Here is a 19,206-nt window from a genome sequence, read left to right as displayed (position 1 = left end):
TCACTCATAGCCGCAGAGGTTACCATCACTAACGTTCGACCTGCCGATCTTGATCGGCAGGTGCCTGGACAGCTGCGGTCTGGCGTGGGGAAGCAGGTGTCTGAGCGGACAGGCTTCATGAAGCGCTGATGCCGTGGTCAGTGTTGGGTTTGTCGGTCAACTGTTGTCTTGCTAGGGTGCCCAAGGCACGCCCCTGTAGCTCAATAGGTTAGAGCCGACGACTCATAATCGTCTGGTTGCCGGTTCGAGCCCGGCCGGGGGCACGTCGAAGACCCCGCCCCCGTGTGAGGGAGGCCCGGAGGCGGGGGGGCTCGAAGACCAACGAATTTTGTCGTCTTGGTCGGTTTTCAGCAGGATTTTCCCAGGTCAGAACAGTGGCAAGCCTGATTGATCTCATAATCCATTGGTCGCGGGTTCGAGCCCTGCCCCACAATTTGCCTTTCACCTGCGGATACCCCGCCTCGTTCCGTCGACCCGTTCCAGTACGAAGCACGTCCCGCCTTGGCTTCTGCGCATAGCAGCGGTTTGCATCCCAAAACACTGCGCCCGTCGTCGGCGTCGAAACGCCTCAGTCCGGCTGAACCCACAGAAGAGCCCGCGCCACGGTCTGTTGCCGGGCCGCGAAGTGAGGCGCACCGCGAACTGCCACCGCCCTGCTCGACGAGATGGGCTTACGTGATGATGCTCGTCGGCGTACTGTCGAGTCCGTGAGCAGTGGCGCCGTCCCGGCGGCAGCAGCGGAGGGCTCGGACCTATGGGCCCGGACTTTCGCGGCGCTGTACGACCCTCTGCTATGGGTGGGCGAGAGGGCTGGTATGGGTCCTCGCCGGCGAAATCTGCTCAGCTACGCGAGGGGGCGGACTGTCGAGCTTGGCAGCGGTACCGGCCTGAACCTGGGGCACTACCCCGCCGACCTTGACGAGCTGATCTTGACCGAGCCGGAGGCCGCGATGCGTACGCGGTTGGCGCGGAGGCTGCGCAGCAGTCAACTTCGCGCACGTGTGCTCGACGCATCGGCGGAACAACTGCCGTTCGCGGATGAAACCGTCGATACGGTCGTCTCAACACTGGTGTTGTGCACCGTCGATGACCCTGATCCGGTGTTGCAGGAGATCGGGCGCGTACTGCGCCCCCGCGGCCGGCTGCTGTTTCTCGAGCACGTACGCGCCGAGTCGCCACGACTTGCGCACTGGCAAGACCGCCTCGCCGGCCCGTGGCGCCGGTTCGCGGAGGGCTGCCACTGCAACCGCGCCACCCTCGAACTGATCCAGGCGTGCGGGCTGGCGCTCGAAGACGTGCAGGAAACGTCGTGGCGGGGAATGCCCCCGATTGTTCGACCGCTGATCACGGGTGTGGCCACCAAAAGCGACATCTGACTGAAGCTGCGCCTCACTCGGCCACGTACCGACGAGCTGCCTCAACGGCCTGCCGGTGGGACCGACCTCAGGAGACAGCGCATCTCGAGCACTCTTCGCCGACCGCATTGGCCCGCCCCACAAACACGGGCACAACTTCTGCCGGACCCAGCCGATGACGCGGAGCGGCCTCCACGAGTACCTACGGGGTCCGCGCCGAGCATCCGAAAGCCAAGACCGACGAAACCGCCCTCTGGCCGGGAAATCTCGGCCGCATGACCGACCGCGGCATCCGGCAGATGCTCGAACGCCGCGCTGCCGCAGCCTGAATCGACCACGTCCAACACCTGTTCCGTCTTGGTTCGCCGATACGTGGCCCGCGAACGGTGGCCAGTGACGGCGTACCCGTGCGGTTGGAATCGACTGGGCCAGTGGGCCTCTCCCCGGTGTTCGCCGAGCCCCATCCGGCATGACCGCTAGAGTTCGGGGGTGCCCGAAAAGATTCTCCGTAACGCGTTCACCGTCCCCGCCCCAGTGGAAGCGGCCTACGAGCATCTGACCCGGCCCGAGAACTACATCGGTCTTTCGCCGCTGGTCGTGGCCGTCGAGGACGTTCGGGAGGGCTCGTACGTGGCGGTTGAACGGTTCCGTGTCCTCGCGCTGAAATACGACAACCGTATCCGGGTGTCTCTTCAAGGAACACCGGGCAAAGCCGTCTGGGGCGAGGTCAACAGCCCCGGCGGCGTCCACATGGCCTATCGCTTCGACCTCACGGCCGCCCCGGAAGGCACGCGCGTCGAGGACGAGCTCCGGCTCCGGACCCCGTTCGGCCTGATGGCATTCGCCTCCGGCCAGGCCCGCAAAGTCCAGCTGGCCCGCGCCACGATTCTGACCGGGCGCCTCAGCAAGCCCTGCTGAACGAAGCACTAGCAGGTGTATGGCTGCGCGGGGCTGTCCGCCGAACGCGCGGACGCTCTGGTCGGCGTCGTCATCGAAGCTTTGCGCAGTGTCATTCCGGCAACCGAAACGACTGTTGTGCAATGAATTTCGCCGATGAACTGTGGGCAGCGTCGTTCTCGGTGAAAGGAAGCGTCAGCGTATGCCCGCTAACGGTTCCCATGCCGACATGGCGGCGGTGACGATGGCCTCCAAGTCGGCGCGGGTGGCACCATCGCGGGCCTGTATCGACATGCCCTGCTGGACCGTGGTGTAAAACGCGGCCATTGTCTCGACAGCTGCCTCGCCAGGAAGGTCACCCTCGTCGACCGCGCGTCGCAGCCGGGCCACGATCGCGGCTTGCATACCGCGACGAAGACCGGCGAGGAAATCCTGGACGTCTTGACTCATCGCGGTCCCAGCGGAGGCCATGACGACCATGCATCCGGGCGGAGTCGCGGGATCGGCGTAGAAGTCGGCGCTCGTGGACAGCATTCCGTGTACCGCCTCACGGGCGACGGGTGCGTGGTCGAGCGCGAGCCGCGACGGATTGCCCGCGATCGAGTCGTACAGCTCGACAGCCTCCCTGAAGAGTTGTTCCTTGGAGCCGAAGCAGGCATAGATGCTGGGCGAGGCGATCCCCATCGCGGCCGTGAGGTCTGTCATCGACGTCCCCTCATACCCGTTGCTCCAGAACGCGACCATCGCCTGCCGGAGCACCGCGTCGCGGTCGAAGCCGCGGGGACGACCACGCTCTCCCATCCTCCACCTGCCTTTCTGGTCCCACGAATTCTGTGTCGTCCATCAAAGATATCTCTTGACGCGGCTTCCGAGGCACTGCTACCTATTTTTGTGTCGGTCAACATAGAAATCGAGGACGGGGATATGACAGCCGAACGTAACCCCTGGGGGGCGCTGGGCGCGCTATGCGTGGGCTACTTCATGATTCTGCTGGACATGACCATCGTCGCGGTGGCGAACCCGGCGATCATGAGCGGCCTGCACACCGATATGTCCAAGGTGATCTGGGTGACCAGCGCCTATCTGCTCACCTTTGCGGTGCCGTTGCTCATCACCGGCCGCCTCGGCGACCGATTCGGACCGAAATACCTGTATCTCGGGGGACTTGCCGTCTTCACGCTGGCGTCGCTGTGGTGTGGCTTGGCGGGCAGCATCGGCTCGCTGATCGCCGCACGGGCCGTGCAGGGTCTCGGTGCGGCGTTGATCGCGCCGCAGACCATGGCGGTGATCGGCCGCATCTTCCCGTGGGACAAGCGTGGCGCGGCGATGGGAGTGTGGGGCGGAGTCGCGGGCATCGCGACGCTGGTCGGCCCGATCCTCGGCGGTGCCCTCATCGACAGCGGCGGATGGCAGTGGATCTTCTATGTCAACGTGCCGATCGGCTTGATCGCGTTCGGGTTGGGCGCGTGGCTGGTTCCGGCGCTGCCGACGAACGATCATCGCTTCGACATCCCCGGAGTGATTGTCGTCGCGATCGGAATGTCGGCATTGGTGTTCGGCATCCAGGAGGGCAACACCTACGACTGGGCGGGCTGGGTGTGGGGCCTGATCTTCGGCGGTCTCATCGTCCTCGCGTTGTTCCTGGTGTGCCAGGGCCGCACGAAGATCGAACCGCTGGTGCCGCTGGGCCTGTTCCGCAACCGCAACTTCTCGCTCGGCAACGTGGCGACCGGAGCGCTGGGCGCGGCGATGACGGCGCAGATGGTGCCGTCGTATTTCTATCTGCAGGCGGTGCGCGACCTGTCTCCGACCAAGGGGGCGTTGGTGTTCGCTCCGATGGCAGTCGTTTCGGCCATCCTGTCGCCGGTGGTCGGCAAGCTCTCGGACAAAGTATCGCCGCGTTATCTGCTGACATTCGGCTTCGCGCTGTTCACTGTGGCGGTGTTGTGGTTCATCAGCCTCGCCACCCCGCACGGGTCCATCGCGCTGATGTGTGTGATGTCGGCGCTGTGCGGTGTCGGCAGCTCCTGTATTTGGGCGCCGCTGCCGGCGACCGCGCTGCGAAGTCTGCCGCTGCAGCAGATGGGGGCGGCCTCGGGTATCTACAACACCACCCGCCAGGTCGGCTCGGTGCTCGGTAGCGCGGGCATCGGCGCGCTCCTCACCGCGCGCATGGCGGCGCATTCGCTGCCCGCCTCGTCCGGCGAAGCGGGCCACCTCCCGGACCTCGTCAAGGCGCCCTATGCCTCGGCTCTGACCGACTCGCTGTACCTCACAGTGATCCTGCTAGCGGTCTGCGCTGTCACCGCGGCGTTCTTCACCTCGACCCAGACGGTCGGCATCGCGCCGTCTCCGGCTGCGGACAAGGAGGCCCAGGCCGACCTGGCCGGCCAGCACTAGCCGGTCCCCATCTGTGCGAACCGCGGGTCGCCGGCCTGCGGTTCTCGCGTTGTCGACAGACTATGGCCGGAAGCGCACGGCAAATCCGGCATGTCCCGCGTCGAGCGCATCTGAAACGCGCAACGTGCTCGCCGCGTCGCGCCACGCTGCCGGGCACTGTTCACCTCGTACCTCGGCGGACTTATGGTCGGCAGGAACGTCGCCGACCTGCTCACCGGCCTCGATATCGGCCGCTCCCGTTCGCTCTCGCAGGTTCCTCGAGCGATTCTTGATCCACCACGACCCGCTCCTCCGGCGTTCCGGGGTCGGATTACACACTCCCGCAACGGTTCACGGCGGCACCATCATGCAGATCCGAGTCTGCGCGCTGCCAGGTCATGATCAGTTCGATCGATCACGATGGCCATGATCGGTTCGTTCGTAGAGGGCGGTCCATACTGCCAGGCTCGAGAGGGTTGAGACCGTGTACCGACCGCGGTCAGTGAGTTGGATGCAGGTCGCGCCCACCGGCCGCCGGTCCCAGCTGCCGTGCTGATCGGTCTCGATCAGCCGGTGGGAGGCGAGGATTCGCAGTGCGGCTTCGATCGCGTGGTGGGGCCCGACAGTCGCGGTCAGCTGGCGGAACGTTCGCGGGGAACTCGCTACGGCGTCGAGGATCTCCACGACGTAGCGGTGGCTGATCAGTGCGCGCAGGGCGTCCAGGTCATCAGACGGATCGGTCATCGAAGCGGTGGGCCTCTTCCTTGGTATGGAGGGCAGGCAAACGACGGTAGCTTCGGAAAGGGTCAGGTAGGAGGTCTATTAACGTGTTTCCGTGGGCGTTCGGAAAGATCTTTACGGTATCCGTACCTCGTCATGGCTGAGGCTGGGCGGCCGGGCGGCATGCGCCTGCCCGGCCGTGGAGCGTGCGTTGAGCGCCGGGCCGCTTGCCGCGATCGGCCCTTTTTCTTGCGGCGGGCGCGTTTCTTGTCGGCGCGCTTGGACATGTGTGAAAGTTCCTTTCCTTCAGAAGGATTCGGTCACTGCCCACGCTGACGCGGACCGTGGCGGCCATGCGGCTGCCGCGGATCCTGCGCGCTGATGCCTTGATCGCCGTCGGCGGAGGTGCCGCCGGTGACAAACGCTGGCCGAGACATGCCGATGCGGCAGTGCCGTGGCCATCGTTCCGTAAAGAAGTCGGAAATTTCGCGAGCGCGAGAATGAGGGATCTGTAAGGAGCGGCTCGACATCCGCCGTGGTGCTGTGGAATTGACGTCCTGAATCAAGAATGGAAGAGGCCACAATCATGGGCATCGTCGACAGAGATGTCTGCCTTTCGTCCGTCACCGTCCATTGGTCGTCCCGGGACGCCGCGTTCATCGCGCGATCGGATCGACATCCAGGTCTCGTGTGCCGCAATGAATGGTCATCGCTCGCCGCGGTCGACGGTCTGATCGACCTCATCGAGCAGCGACGGCGTCCGGACGATTCGGCCGGGCGGCCCGCCGCGTGACCGTACGACGCCGCGCGATCCCTAGACCTCGATGCGCGAACCCATGATGACGGTTCGGTCGCGCGGTAGACCGAAGTATCCGGCCGCATCCGCGGTGATGTGAGATGTGGCGATGAACAGCCGTTTCCGCCACGGGGCCATGGTCTTGGCGGTGCCGCGGAGCAGCTCGATCTTCGACAGGAAGTACGTGGTGTCGTTCAGATCCACGATGCCCTCGGTCTCGGCGGGATCGAGTAGCCGCATGGCAGCGGGCACGTCCGGTGTCTCCATGTAGCCGTAGCGGGCGGTGACGTGGATGATGCCGTCGTCGGCGTAGCCGAGATGATCCAGTGAGATCCGCTGTGACACAGGAACACGCGGGACCACCTCGGTCTGAATCGACAGGATCACCACTTCCCGGTGGCGCACATGGTTGTGAACGACATTGGCGCGCATGGCCAGCGGCGCGGTCTCCTTGCCGCGGTTGAGGAAGACCGCGGTGCCGGGGACGGTGACCAGGGTCGGCATATCGGTGTGCAACCGGTCCACGAATTCGCGCAGTGAACCCTCGCGCTGTTCCCGCTCGGCGGTGACGATCTCCCGGCCTTTCTGCCAGGTGGTCATGATGGTGAACGCGGTGACGCCGACCAGCAGCGGCAGCCACGCGCCGTGGACCAGCTTGGTGAAGTTCGCGGCGACGAACAGTAGATCGATGGTCAGCAGTGGGATCGCGCCGAGCGCGATCAGCCACAGCGGTGTCCGCCATTTCGCGCGCACCACATAGAAGAACAGCAGCGTGGTGATGGTGATGGTGCCGGTTACCGCCATGCCGAACGCATAGGCGAGGGCGGCGGAGCTGCGGAACGCGAAGACCAGGGTCAGCACCGACACCATCAGCAGCCAGTTGATCCACGGCACATAGATCTGGCCGATAGTGGATTCGGAGGTGTGCGCGATGCGCAGCCGCGGCAGGTAACCGAGCTGAGCCGCTTGAGAGGCAACCGAATACGCGCCGGTGATCACCGCCTGGGAGGCGATGACGGTCGCCGCGGTCGCCACCAGCACGATCAGCAGTCGGCCCCAGCCCGGTGCGAGCAGGAAGAACGGGGCGCTGGTGTTGGCGGGATCGTCGAGGATCAGCGCGCCCTGCCCCAGGTAACTGAGCACGCAGGCGGGAAAGACGAGCGCCAGCCACGCGCGGGTGATGGCGCTGCGGCCGAAATGCCCCATGTCCGCGTACAGGGCCTCGGCGCCGGTGACGGCCAGCACGATGGCGGCCAACGCGAAGAAGGCAATGCCGAAGTGCCCGAACAGGAATCCGAGCGCATAGGTCGGCCAGAGCGCCTTCAGGATCTCCGGATGCCCGGCGATCCCCGCGATGCCGCACGCGCCGATGGCCAGGAACCAGATGATCATGATCGGCCCGAAGATCCGGCCGACCGCGGCGGTGCCCCGCCGCTGCACCAGGAACAGCGCCACGATGATCACCGCGGTGATCTGCACGATGAACCGGTCCATCGACGGCTCGACCACTTTCAGACCCTCCACCGCCGACAGCACCGAGATCGCCGGAGTGATCATGCTGTCGCCCAGGAACAGTGACGCGCCGAAGATGCCGAGTCCGGCCAGCACGACGGCGGTGCGGCGTCCGCCCGGCAGGGTCCAGCGGCGCAGCAGCGTGATCAGGGCCATGATGCCGCCCTCGCCGTCGTTGTCGGCGCGCATGGCGAGCAACACGTAGGTGACGGTCACGATGATCATGACCGACCAGAACACCAGCGACACGACCCCGAACACGTTGTCACGGCTGACCGCAATCGGGTGCGGGTCATCGGGATTGAACACCGTCTGCAGGGTGTAGATCGGGCTGGTGCCGATATCGCCGAAGACGACCCCGAGCGCCCCGACCGTCAGCGCGAGCCGGGATCCGGCGTGCACACTGGCAGCGGGTGCCGCGGATATGTTCTCCGGCGAGGTACCTGGCGACACCGTCACGCTGTCCTCCTTCGCGCGGACTCGGACGGGATCCGCGCATCGGAGCGGACGATACCGGTCGGACTGTGCCGTCCTCGGCAACGCCCCGGACTCGCACCACCGCGGGATGGCCGGTGCAGGTAGCCCTCCGTGTGTCGCGCCACGCTTGGTCGAATCGCGAGTGCTGGATGACAAGGTCGCGCTGCTCGGGTACCGGCGGATCGCCACCGGGTCACCGGACCAGCGGGCCTCACCGCGTGAACCGCGCTCGGATCCCGCCGTTCGACTCGTCGAGCTGTCGCCGCCGTCCAGCGGCTACGCTGTGGGGCGCGGCCCTGCCCATTCCGTTGTTCCCATACGAACACAACATCACCAGGCGATGGGCGTTCACACGTCCAGATCGCTCACCAGCACAATCACCATCCACGGAGTCCGACTGGAGCATCAGTAAGGTGGGATCATGAACGCCGGAAGGCTTGCCCTGCGGATGTGGTGGCGACAACCAGTCGACTACCGCTGGGTACTGACGACGCTCCGAAATCACTCGGCACTCGGCTTGCTGAAAAACTTGATAGGCACATCCGGTCTGGGCCTGGGCGCCATCGCTGTCATGGTCATGCTGTCGTCCGAAGGCCCGCAGAGTGCAGCGGGCCGGGCGGTGATCGGATTCTTCGCCGTTGTCGGAGTGGCGACGGGCCTGCGCTGGTATCTGTTACCCTGGCCGACTGCTTGGGCGTCACTGGCGTTGATAGCTGTTGCCGACCTTGCCATTACGACCACCGGTCTGCTGGTCTCCAGCCGCGTGGCGCTGGTCAACGCCACCGCCCTGATCCTGACCGGCGCCTATCTCACGCTCTTCCACGGCGCCAAGGCCCTCGCCGCGCATGCGGCGTGGTCACTGTTGTCGGTGGTGCTGGTGACGACACGAATGCAGGCCAACGCCGACTCGAACAGTGACGCATCGCTTGCGGTGGCCACCGTGCTGATCATGGTGCTCGCCGTCGTTTTCGTGCTGCCCATGCTGCAGTTCTACTACTGGGTGCTGCGCACGGATGCGTTGTCGGATCCGTTGACAACTCTGTCGAACCGGCGTGGACTCGATTACAACCTACCCAGATTGTTCGAGGCCGGCACGCCGATCTGCGCGATGATCGTCGACCTCGACCGATTCAAGGTGGTCAACGATACCTTCGGTCACCAGGAAGGCGACCGGGTGCTCGCCAGAACGGCGGCTCGGCTACGCGACACCGCCAACCCGGCTGCCACCGTCGCGCGCACCGGCGGGGAAGAGTTCACGATTGTCGATCATCTTGATGTCGTGTCCGCCCGGGCGCTGGCCGAGCGGATCCGGCGTGCTGTCGAGGAGTCGAGCGAAGTGGCTGTCGCGGTCACCGCCAGCATCGGAGTGGCGGTTTTCGATCACGGTGCGGAAGCCAACGGCCGACCCGCGGCCGAGCAGCTTCTCGGTTGCGCCGACACCGCCATGTACCGGGCGAAAGAACGGGGTGGCAACACCGTCGTCGTTCATGAAATAGGCGCCCCCCTCGCTTGAGAGCTTGCTATCCGCCAGACCCGCCACCCGGGAAGGAACCGGCGGATATACGGCCCGGGTGCCGATGAGCTTCGAGCCGAAGCGTCGGAATGGGATCAACCCGCCCGGGTTCGGCTCGGGCGCATCACCCGTCACTGATCTCCGTCGCGAACGACGCAACGGAATCCGAGATGGCAGGTGGCGGTGTCCTCGGTCTGCCCCTGTCGGGCGGCCGGGCGGTAGCGCAGACAGTAGTCGGCCGCGCACAGATATGAGCCGCCTTTGATTACGCGGCGTGGAAAGCGTTGCGCCGCTTCGATTTCGGGTGTGTCCACGCGTGGGTTGCGTGGAGCGCAACACGACGACGCCGAGTGCCCGCGGCGGAAGAAGTCGACTGTCCACTCCCACACGTTGCCGGTCATGTCGTACAGACCGTAGCCGTTGGGCGAATAGGTGCCGACCGCCGTGGTGCCGGGTGTGGGCGTCTGTCCTCGGCCGGGATGGAACTTCCAGGGGAATGCGCCGACCCAGACGTTGGCCAGGCGCCGGCCAGTGGGCTCGAATTCGTCACCCCAGGCGTAGGTCGCCGAATCGAGTCCGCCGCGGGCCGCGTACTCCCATTCCGCCTCCGTGGGTAGCTGTTTGCCGGCCCAGGCCGCGTAGGCCGCGGCGTCCTCGTACGCGACCTGGGTGACAGGGTGGCGGTCGAGCCCGTCGAGCGTACTGCCGGGTCCGTGTGGATGGCGCCAGCTCGCTCCCGGGACGTACCGCCACCAGCGGCGCCAGTCGTCCAATGGCACCGGACCCGAGGTGGGCCGGAACACCAGCGCGCCGGGTGTCAAGTTCGCCGGCTCCGCATCCGGGTAGTCCTCGGTCGCCGGAACGCGTTCGGCGACCGTGACGTATCCGGATCGCTTCACGAATCGCCGGAAGGCGGCGTTGGTCACCGGGTGCGGGTCGATCCAGAAGGAATCGACTCGCACCCGATGCACCGGCCCCTCCTCGGGGAAGTAATCCTCCGAACCCATTCTGAAGTCGCCGCCGGCTATCCGGACCATGCCGCGGTGGACCTGTGCGTGGATCGCGGTGGCCATGGGTTGTCACCTCAATCGCGCGAAAAGGCCGCAGCCGCCGCCATTTCCAGATCCTGATACGGTTTTCCGCTCACGTCCTCGATGACCTGGTGCATGGTCCCCCCGGTGAACGGGAACGGTGACCGGTAACGCGCGGAAACGGACTGACCGGTGTCGCGGCCCACGCGGATTCCCTCCCCGACGCCGGAGAACACGGTCGGCTGGATCCGCATGTCATCGAGCGAACCTACCGGGTTCTCATCGATGTAGAGGACGGCCTCACCCGTGGGCGTGAAGTGGTCGGGCCGGGTTCCGCGCCGTTCGTACCGAATCCCGAGGATGTGATCGCCGAGCGGTACCGGGCGATCGGAGACGATGGCCTGTTCTTCCTCGCCGAGGAAGTTGTAGATGTAGCACAGGCGGCCGTCCTGGACGAACAAGGCGTGCCCGCCGAGCCGCCCACCGTGGGCGAACAGCACACCCTCGGCGTCCGGGCTGGTGATCGTCGTCTCGGCGAGCAGCGCGAACGAGCGTCCTTGAATCTCGAGCGCCGCGCCCGGTCCGACCTCGGCGCTATCCGGGTAGTACACGGCCCGGTCCAGGCCTTTGGCATAGGTCGGGCGATAGCGCATCATCACGGAGACGATGTCGAGATCGTTGAGCGGCATCCCGTTGTATTTCCCGGCCTCCGAGAACCACAGTGCCTTCAACTCCTCCAGCTTCTCGGGATGAACCTCGGCCAGGTCATGCATCTGGCTGCGGTCTTGATCGAGATGGAACAGTTCCCAGCGGTCTTTGTCGAAATGTCCCCAGCCGGACGGGCATGCCGCGTGAATGGTGTCGGCGAACCACCCGCGATGCCAGATTCCGCGCGTGCCCAGCATGGAATAGAACTGGGTGTGCTTGCCGACATCGGCGTCGGCGTCATCGAACAGGGCCCGGAAGCTGACCCCCTCCAAGGGACGCTGCTTCACGTTCTTCACCGTGTCCGGGGGCGTGATGCCGAGCAGTTCGTAGACGGTGGGAGTGATGTCGCAGACGTTGAGGTACTGGTGGCGGACCTCGCCGCGGGCCGGGATGCCGGCCGGCCACGACATCAGGCAGGGATCGGCTATGCCGCCCTCGTGCGAGGCATACCGCTTGTACAGCTTGTACGGGGTGTTGAATGCCATCGCCCACCCGATGCTGTAGTGGTTGTAGGTCGTCGGCGAACCCAGCTCGTCGAGCTTGGCCAGACTGTCCTCGACCGTGTCGATGTAGCCGTTGAAGAACTTCATCTCGTTGACCGAACCGTTCGGACCGCCCTCGCCGCTGCCACCGTTGTCCGAGAAGGCCACGATGATCGTGTTGTCCAGCTGGCCGCTCTCCTCGAGATAGTCCAGCACCCGGCCGATCTGCGCGTCGGTGTACGACAGGAATCCGGCGAAGACCTCCGCCTGCCGGCAGAACAGCCGCTTCTCGTTCTCGGACAGCGAATCCCATGCTCGTACCGTGTCCTGCGGCGGCCACGGCTTGCCCTCGGCACTGGTGACGTTCACGTAGGGGTTCATGGGCGACAGCTCGGTGTTCTCCGGCACCAGACCCATGCGCTTCTGGTTCTCCAGCACTATCTCGCGATATTTCTCGTAGCCCATGTCGAACCGGCCACGGTATTTGTCGGCCCACTCGCGCGCGACGTGGTGCGGGGCATGCCCGCACCCTGGGCACAGGTACATGAACCACGGTTTGTCGGTGGCGATCACCTTCGCGTCGCGAATGAACTCGATCGATTTGTCGGCCAGGTCCTTCGACAGGTGATATCCGTCCTCCGGCGGATACGGCGGCGAGATCGGGTGATTGTCGTACACCAGATTCGGATACCACTGGTCGGCCTCGCCGCCCAGGAAGCCGTAGAACCGCTCGAACCCACGCCCCAGCGGCCAATGCCGCTTCGACGCCGCGAGATTCTCCTCCTCCAGCGGCGTCATGTGCCATTTACCGACGGCGTACGTGTTCCACCCGCGCTCGGCGAGCACTTCCGAACACAGCGCGGTGTCGGCAGGTATGCGCCCCGACATGTTCGGGAATCCATCGCTGAATTCCTCGATCGTCGCCATCCCGACCGACGACGCGTTTCGCCCGGTCAGCAGCGAGGCACGCGTGGGCGAGCACAGCGCGGTGGTGTGGAACTGCGTGAACTGGACGCCACGATCGGCGATGCGCTTCATATTCGGCATCTCGACCAGGCCCCCGTAGCAGTCCCAGGTACCGATTCCGATGTCGTCCCACACCAGATACAGCACGTTGGGCGCACCCTGCTTCGCGGTCGGCTCCGCGAACGGACCCCAGTCGGCGACCGAGTCACGGATATCGAGGGCGATATGTCCTTCGAACTTCCTGGCCATCATCCACCTCTGGAAAGGAGAAGTGTCGGTTCGCCGTTGATCCCTGTCCGGCTGAGTACCTCACGCACCTGATCGATCGAATGCGGCGTCGGTACCCGGAGGGATACCCCAGCTCCGGCGATGTCGCTGGGAGTTGATCGCTGTTCGATTGGATGCGCCGGTGGCCATGCCATTCCTGGACGCGGTGTCCGGATTCTCGCTGATCACCACCATGCGTACCCATAGAAGAGTACCGACCGGAATGGATTCATATCGGCAGTTGGCCGAACATGGGGCCCGGACGGGGTCGCATCCGAGTCTCCGCCGCGCTGGCCACCCGGTGCGGTATCGGACCGCGAGGTTGCCGGGCGTGTACATGATCAAAGCTATTGCATGGCAACGAGTCTCAATTGCGTCAGCATTTTCTGGACCGGGACGTGCGTGGGTTCCAGTGTGTTACAACGGAATTACAGATGGTTTTCGTTGCTAACGATCTGGAGGTCCCCTATGTGTGGGATTGCAGGGTGGGTTTCGTTCGAATCGGATCTGACGGGGCGGCAGGTGGTGGTGGATGCGATGACGGAGACCATGGCATGTCGGGGGCCGGACGCGCGGGGGACGTATGTGCGGGAGCATGTGGCGCTGGGGCATCGGCGGCTGGCGGTGATCGATCTGCCGGGTGGGTCGCAGCCCATGGTGGCCGCGACGGGTGGGGGACAGCTCGCCATCGTGTATTCGGGTGAGGCCTACAACTATCGGGAATTGCGGGCTCGACTGCGGGGATTGGGGCATTCGTTCCGGACCGACAGCGATACCGAGGTGGTGCTGCGGGGGTATCTGGAGTGGGGAGAAGGGGTGGTGAACCGGCTCAACGGCATGTACGCGTTCGCGATCTGGGATCAGCAGGCCGACAAGCTGGTGCTGGTGCGGGATCGGATGGGGATCAAGCCGCTGTACATCTATCCGACTCCGGACGGCCTGCTGTTCGGGTCGGAACCGAAGGCGATTCTGGCAAATCCGCTGGCGCCCGCGGTGGTCGATGCCGACGGACTGCGCGAGCTGTTCGCCTTCACCAAGGCCCCGGGCTGGGCACTGTGGAAGGGAATGTCCGAGCTCCTGCCCGGCACGGTGATGACCGTGGACCGCAGGGGAATCCGGCAGCGCACCTATTGGCGGCTGACCGCCCGGGCGCACCACGATGACACCGAGCGGACGGTGACCCGGGTGCGCGATCTGCTCACCGACATCGTCGATCGCCAACTGGTGGCCGACGTCCCACGCTGTGTCCTGCTGTCCGGCGGACTGGATTCCAGCGCCCTCACCGGCCTGGCCGCCCGGCAACTGGCCCGCCGGGGCGAGCGATTGCGCACCTTCGCGGTGGATTTCGTGAACCAGGAGGAGAATTTCGTCCCCGACGAGATCCGCGACACCCCCGATTCCCCGTTCGTGCGCGATGTGGCTCGCTCGGTAGGTTCGGAACACCGTGATGTCGTGCTGAATCCGGCCGAGCTGTCCGATCTCTCGGTGCGCCGGGCCGTGATCGGCGCGCGCGACATCCCACTCGGCCTCGGCGATATGGACAGCTCGCTGTATCTGCTGTTCCGGGCGATCCGGGAGCGGTCGACCGTGGCGCTGTCCGGCGAATCCGCCGATGAGGTGTTCGGCGGTTACCGCTGGTTCCACGACGGGACGGCGTTGCGCGCCGAGACCTTTCCCTGGCTGGCCTTCAGCTCGACTCTCACTCTCGAATCACGCTGGGACATCGTGGATCCCGGTCTGCGCGCCCGGCTGGACCTGCCCGCGTACGTGGCCGATCAGTACGCCACAGCCATCGCCGAGGTCGATCATCTGCCGGGCGAATCCGACCTGGAGCGCCGTATGCGCACGGTCTGCCACCTGCATCTGACTCGCTTCGTCCGCCAGTTGCTGGATCGCAAGGACCGCATGTCCATGGCGGTGGGACTGGAAGTGCGCGTGCCGTTCTGCGATCACCGGCTCGTCGAGTACGTGTACAACGCGCCGTGGGAACTCAAGACCTTCGACGGCCGCGAGAAGAGCCTGCTGCGGGCGGCGGCGAAACACGTGCTGCCGCGATCGGTCGTGGACCGCGTCAAGAGCCCGTACCCGTCGACGCAGGACCCGGGGTACGCCGCCAACCTGCAGCAGCACGTGAAAGAACGCTTGGCCGACCATGATTCGCCGCTGTTCCATCTCCTCGACCGCGAGTGGCTGCTGCGGGCCGTGGAAGAGGATTCGGCCCGCATGGCCCCGCAGGTCCGCATCGGCTTGGACCGTGCCATCGACATCGGCACCTGGCTGGATCTGTATTCACCGGAATTGCAATGGAATTGAACTTGTCGTGCGGGAATCGGAAGACGGTTCGTCCTCTTGGTGAGCAGGATCCTGTTCCCGCCGTTCGGGGCTTCCCCCCGACGAACGGCACCGGATGATGTGATCAATAATGCGCCGCCGCTCGCCCCCTCTCGGTGGGCAACGGCGCTGTCGAGAGCGTCGTATCGAGGCTGCGGCGCTCCACTTCCCGCAGCAGCGTGCGCACTCGCGGGTCGCGGGCCAGCCGGGAGTCGAGCACGGTATTGATCACGCCGCGCAGCAGCGAGTACGGCACCCAGGGCAGCGGCGAAAAAGCCTGTGGCGCACGGTGTTCTATGGAGTCGGCAATGGTGCGCGCGGCGTGCTCGGCGGTGATGCGGGTATTGAGCGGCCATGGCAGCAGCGCTTCGATCCGGCGGCCGAGGTCGTCCCGGTCGAGGGTCGAATGGGTCATCTCGGTGTCGACGATCCCGAAATACGCGACGCCCGCGGACGCTCCGTGCGGTGCGAGTTCGACCCGCAATGCCCGCCCCAACTGCTCCACGGCCGCCTTGCTGACCATGTACGGCGCACCGCCCATTCCCGGAGCGAAAGCGGCACATGAGGACACGACCGCGACATGGCCCCGAGCGCTGATGATGTGGTCCAGCGCCGGGTGCACGGTATTGAAAACCCCGGTGAGGTTGATGCCGATGACCCGGTCGAAATCGGCGGGGTCCATGGTCCGCAGCGTCGCCGGCCGGGGCACCACCCCGGCGTTCGCCACCACGATGTCGAGATGCCCGAAGTAGGCCACCACCTGAGGAATCGCCTCCGCCATGGCGGCGCGGTCGGAGACGTCGGCGATCACCGGCAGCGCCCGATCGCCCAGCGAGGCGGCCAGCGCGGTGGCGGCCCTCGCGTCGACATCGACGATGGCCACCGACGCGCCCCGCCGGTACAGGATCCCGGCGAGCTCGCGGCCGATGCCCTGCCCGGCGCCGGTGATCAGGGCGACCCGACCCTTCGGGCGGAAGGGGCCGGGACCGGGGAGACAGCGCGGAGTGGACATCGGCGGCTCATTTCGTAGGGGTCGGCGTCGAATCGGCTTGTCAGCCACGCACGGACCGTACAACGCAACAAATACTATTGTAATGTTGCGGCCACAAATGGATGAGATTGTTGCATCGGATTGGGTGGCTGCTAGCGTGGATCCCGTGACGACCGCGTCGAAAACCCCGCTGACCCGCACGGATACCGATGATATCGAGACCCGCATCCTCGACGCGGCCCTCGTGCAATTCCAGAAGGTCGGGGTCAAGAAGACGACCATCGAGGATGTCGCCAAGCAGGCCGGGGTCGACCGGGTGACGGTCTACCGGCGGCTGGGCTCGCGCGACGACCTGGTTCAGGCCGTCGTCAGCCGGGAGGTCGAGGCGCTGCTGGCCGAGCTGTCGAGCATGCCCGACCGGCACGACGACCTGCCCGGGCTGGTCGCCGACATCTTCGTCACCGTCATCACCCGCTGGCGGGCACATCCGCTGGTGGAGCGGCTGCTCGCGGTCGAGCCTGACCGAATCCTGGTGAAGCTCACCGTGGAAGGCGCGACCACCTTCGCCATGTCGGTCGCGGCCACCGTCCAGGTTCTGGAGCAGGCCGCGCGGAAGGGTCTGTTCGAGCCTCCGGTCGATCTGGCGGCTCGCACCGAAGTCGCCAGCCGCGTGGTCCATTCGCTGATTCTGGTCGGCGGCGGCGCGGCTGCTCTCGAGACTCCGGACGAGCTGGCGGAATTCGCGCGCCGATATCTGGTGCCGATTCTGACGGGATAGGGCGGTAGGGCGGCCGCGCTCATCGAGGACCTGTCCGCCCGACTACAGCACCGCCTGGGTCTGGGTCACCTTGGCGACGAGTTTGCCCGCGTCGTCACGGATTTCGGTCTCCACCACGATGAAGCTGCGCCCGGCGTGCAGCGGCGTGGCGGTGGCGGTGGCGTGACCGGAACGCAGGGCGCGCACGAAGTTCGTCTTCGACTCCACGGTGGTCGTACCCTGTTTGCCCGCCGGCAGATTCAGGTAGGCGCAGACCGCGGCCGTGGCATCGGCCAGCGACATGAGCGCACCGCCGTGCATGGCGTCGCCCAGCGTGCACAGGTTCTCGCGCCATTCCAGTCGGCTGCGCACCAGCTCCGGGCCGCAGTCGAGGACCTGGACGCCGAGGCCCGCGGTGAACGGCATGGTGGAGAACAGCTGGGCGCCCGTCGGATCGGTGGCGATATCGGTGTCGGTCATGAGATCGACTCTGCCCGACGCCCGGACCGGAGTCGATTACCTCACGGGTAATCGACCGGGTTCTCGGTGCTCGTCATGCCGAACATCGGCGTGATTCTCGCGGCCGTCGACCAACACGCCGCGCATCCCGTACCCGGCGGCGATGGCCTCGACGAACGCGGTCGGGACGGAATGGGTATGGGTGATCTCGGACCTCGCGGAGCCTTCAGCGGGGGCTGTTCCGTGACCGGCTCGGGTGGTTCCAGCCGGTGCATCCGATGTGCTCGCGACGATGCCGAGCGGCGCTGACAGCTCGCCGACAGTCCGCGGACGGCCGCCGACGTTCCCCGAGCCCCAGTCGAAGACCGATCGTGAGTGAGGTAGAGGCGGTTTCCGGCCGTAACGGGCGTCCGGTGCACCACCTCAGGTGCGGTTCAGTTTCTTGCTAGCAATTGCGAAGCGCCTGTCGTCAAGGTGAGAGACTGTCTCGTAATACCTGGAAAACCTGCCGAAGGAGCGAACGTGCGTTCAACGAAGACCTGGGGTGGCGCGGTATTGGCATTGGCCGCAACCGTTCTGCTACCGGTAGCCGCGGGCGCCGCCTCCGCCGACCCGGGCATCTCGCTGAACTCCGCCGACGGCCCCCACATCGCCTCCAGCAAGGCCGCCGACGCCCGCACTTTGACCCTGCAGGTCTATTCGGCCGCCATGGACAAGAACATCGAGGTCGATGTGCAGCGCGCCGCCGACCCCTCGCAGCCCGCCCCGGTGCTCTACCTGCTCAATGGCGCGGGCGGCGGCACCGATGCCGCGACCTGGCGGAAGCAGACCGACGTGCTGAACTTTCTGTCCGACAAGAACGTCACCGTGGTGCAGCCGATCGGCGGCCGCTTCAGCTACTACACCGATTGGCGCGCGCCGGATCCCGCTCTGGGCGTGAACAAGTGGAAGACCTTCCTCACCGAGGAACTGCCGCCGCTCATCGACCGGGCGTTGAACACCAACGGCCGCAACGCCATCGCCGGGCTGTCCATGTCGGGCACCTCGGTGCTGCAGCTGCCCATCGCCGCGCCAGGCCTCTACCGGTCGGCGGCCGCCTACAGCGGCTGCGCGCAGATCAGTGATCCCCTCGGCTACAACCTGGTCAGGGCCGTGGTCGCCGTGGGCGGCGGCGACGCCACGAACATGTACGGCCCCGAAGGCGATCCCATGTGGGCCGCCAATGATCCGTACGTGCACGCCGACCAGCTGCGCGGTCTGAACCTGTTCATTTCCGCCGGCTCCGGCGTCCCGGGCGAGTGGGACACCCTCAACGGCCCGCACACATTGCCCGGCCCTGGCGGCTGGGTGAACCAGCTGACCGTCGGCGGCGCCCTCGAGGCCGCCAGCAACTACTGCACCCATAACCTGAAGGCCAAGCTCGACAGTCTCGGTATCCCGGCCACCTACGACTTCACGCCCACCGGCACCCACTCGTGGGGTTACTGGGAGGACGCGCTGAAACAGTCATGGCCCGTCCTGGCTGCCGGTCTGGACCTGCCCGCCTGACCGGTACACGACGAAAC

At 65.8% G+C, this 19,206-nt stretch carries 14 protein-coding genes and 1 tRNA gene; 8 read left to right on the top strand and 7 right to left on the bottom strand.

Annotation, left to right across the window (positions count from 1 at the left end):
* The first annotated feature begins 189 nt into the window (after positions 1 to 189).
* The 3 genes from GLP40_RS26020 to GLP40_RS26010 all read left to right on the top strand — a co-directional run bounded on the left by GLP40_RS26020 (position 190) and on the right by GLP40_RS26010 (position 2,273).
* A tRNA-Ile gene (locus GLP40_RS26020) sits at positions 190 to 263 on the top strand.
* Positions 264 to 707: 444 nt separating this feature from the next.
* The gene (locus tag GLP40_RS26015; protein WP_328290661.1) at positions 708 to 1,376 is read left to right on the top strand and encodes a class I SAM-dependent methyltransferase; all 669 of its coding nucleotides are present in this window, start codon (positions 708 to 710) and stop codon (positions 1,374 to 1,376) included.
* Positions 1,377 to 1,844: 468 nt separating this feature from the next.
* Positions 1,845 to 2,273 (top strand): SRPBCC family protein, encoded by a 429-nt coding sequence (locus tag GLP40_RS26010; RefSeq protein ID WP_196054789.1) that lies wholly within the window; start codon positions 1,845 to 1,847, stop codon positions 2,271 to 2,273.
* 174 nt (positions 2,274 to 2,447) lie between these two features.
* Here the strand turns inward: GLP40_RS26010 and GLP40_RS26005 are convergent, their stop codons facing one another.
* Entirely contained in the window at positions 2,448 to 2,996 is a 549-nt protein-coding gene (locus tag GLP40_RS26005) for a TetR/AcrR family transcriptional regulator (protein ID WP_230329937.1), read from the bottom strand.
* A gap of 180 nt (positions 2,997 to 3,176) precedes the next feature.
* Here GLP40_RS26005 and GLP40_RS26000 point away from each other — a divergent pair, with 180 nt between their 5' ends.
* Complete coding sequence (locus tag GLP40_RS26000) at positions 3,177 to 4,652, top strand: DHA2 family efflux MFS transporter permease subunit (RefSeq protein WP_154790629.1); 1,476 nt, start codon at positions 3,177 to 3,179, stop codon at positions 4,650 to 4,652.
* 381 nt (positions 4,653 to 5,033) lie between these two features.
* On the opposite strand, the gene GLP40_RS25995 is transcribed toward GLP40_RS26000, so the two are convergent.
* Both GLP40_RS25995 and GLP40_RS25990 read right to left on the bottom strand, forming a co-directional pair.
* The gene (locus GLP40_RS25995; protein ID WP_154790628.1) at positions 5,034 to 5,375 is read right to left on the bottom strand and encodes a hypothetical protein; all 342 of its coding nucleotides are present in this window, start codon (positions 5,373 to 5,375) and stop codon (positions 5,034 to 5,036) included.
* Between the two features lie 790 nt (positions 5,376 to 6,165).
* On the bottom strand, positions 6,166 to 8,085 hold the full coding sequence (locus tag GLP40_RS25990) for a potassium transporter Kup (RefSeq protein ID WP_407671670.1): 1,920 nt from the start codon (positions 8,083 to 8,085) through the stop codon (positions 6,166 to 6,168).
* 472 nt (positions 8,086 to 8,557) lie between these two features.
* On the opposite strand from GLP40_RS25990, the gene GLP40_RS25985 reads away from it, so the two are divergent.
* On the top strand, positions 8,558 to 9,649 hold the full coding sequence (locus GLP40_RS25985) for a GGDEF domain-containing protein (RefSeq protein WP_154790626.1): 1,092 nt from the start codon (positions 8,558 to 8,560) through the stop codon (positions 9,647 to 9,649).
* 131 nt (positions 9,650 to 9,780) lie between these two features.
* On the opposite strand, the gene GLP40_RS25980 is transcribed toward GLP40_RS25985, so the two are convergent.
* Entirely contained in the window at positions 9,781 to 10,722 is a 942-nt protein-coding gene (locus GLP40_RS25980; protein ID WP_230329936.1) for a formylglycine-generating enzyme family protein, read from the bottom strand.
* Positions 10,723 to 10,733: 11 nt separating this feature from the next.
* Positions 10,734 to 13,085, bottom strand: a complete 2,352-nt coding sequence (locus tag GLP40_RS25975; RefSeq protein WP_154790625.1) for an arylsulfatase — start codon at positions 13,083 to 13,085, stop codon at positions 10,734 to 10,736.
* 486 nt (positions 13,086 to 13,571) lie between these two features.
* Between GLP40_RS25975 and asnB the strand changes: the two genes are divergently transcribed.
* Complete coding sequence (gene asnB, locus GLP40_RS25970) at positions 13,572 to 15,416, top strand: asparagine synthase (glutamine-hydrolyzing) (protein WP_154790624.1); 1,845 nt, start codon at positions 13,572 to 13,574, stop codon at positions 15,414 to 15,416.
* Between the two features lie 103 nt (positions 15,417 to 15,519).
* Here the strand turns inward: asnB and GLP40_RS25965 are convergent, their stop codons facing one another.
* Positions 15,520 to 16,446 carry a short-chain dehydrogenase/reductase gene (locus GLP40_RS25965; RefSeq protein ID WP_154790623.1) on the bottom strand — a complete coding sequence of 309 codons (927 nt, stop codon included), beginning with the start codon at positions 16,444 to 16,446 and terminating at the stop codon, positions 15,520 to 15,522.
* Between the two features lie 145 nt (positions 16,447 to 16,591).
* On the opposite strand from GLP40_RS25965, the gene GLP40_RS25960 reads away from it, so the two are divergent.
* Complete coding sequence (locus tag GLP40_RS25960) at positions 16,592 to 17,203, top strand: TetR/AcrR family transcriptional regulator (protein ID WP_328290660.1); 612 nt, start codon at positions 16,592 to 16,594, stop codon at positions 17,201 to 17,203.
* A gap of 42 nt (positions 17,204 to 17,245) precedes the next feature.
* On the opposite strand, the gene GLP40_RS25955 is transcribed toward GLP40_RS25960, so the two are convergent.
* Complete coding sequence (locus GLP40_RS25955) at positions 17,246 to 17,662, bottom strand: PaaI family thioesterase (RefSeq protein ID WP_230329935.1); 417 nt, start codon at positions 17,660 to 17,662, stop codon at positions 17,246 to 17,248.
* A gap of 501 nt (positions 17,663 to 18,163) precedes the next feature.
* Here GLP40_RS25955 and GLP40_RS25950 point away from each other — a divergent pair.
* Complete coding sequence (locus tag GLP40_RS25950) at positions 18,164 to 19,189, top strand: alpha/beta hydrolase (RefSeq protein WP_328290659.1); 1,026 nt, start codon at positions 18,164 to 18,166, stop codon at positions 19,187 to 19,189.
* Positions 19,190 to 19,206 lie beyond the last annotated feature (17 nt).

This window comes from Nocardia aurantiaca, assembly GCF_009708175.1.
GTDB lineage: Bacteria > Actinomycetota > Actinomycetes > Mycobacteriales > Mycobacteriaceae > Nocardia > Nocardia aurantiaca.
The sequence above is the reverse complement of the archived record's forward strand: the minus strand, read 5'-3'. Positions and strand labels throughout refer to the sequence as shown.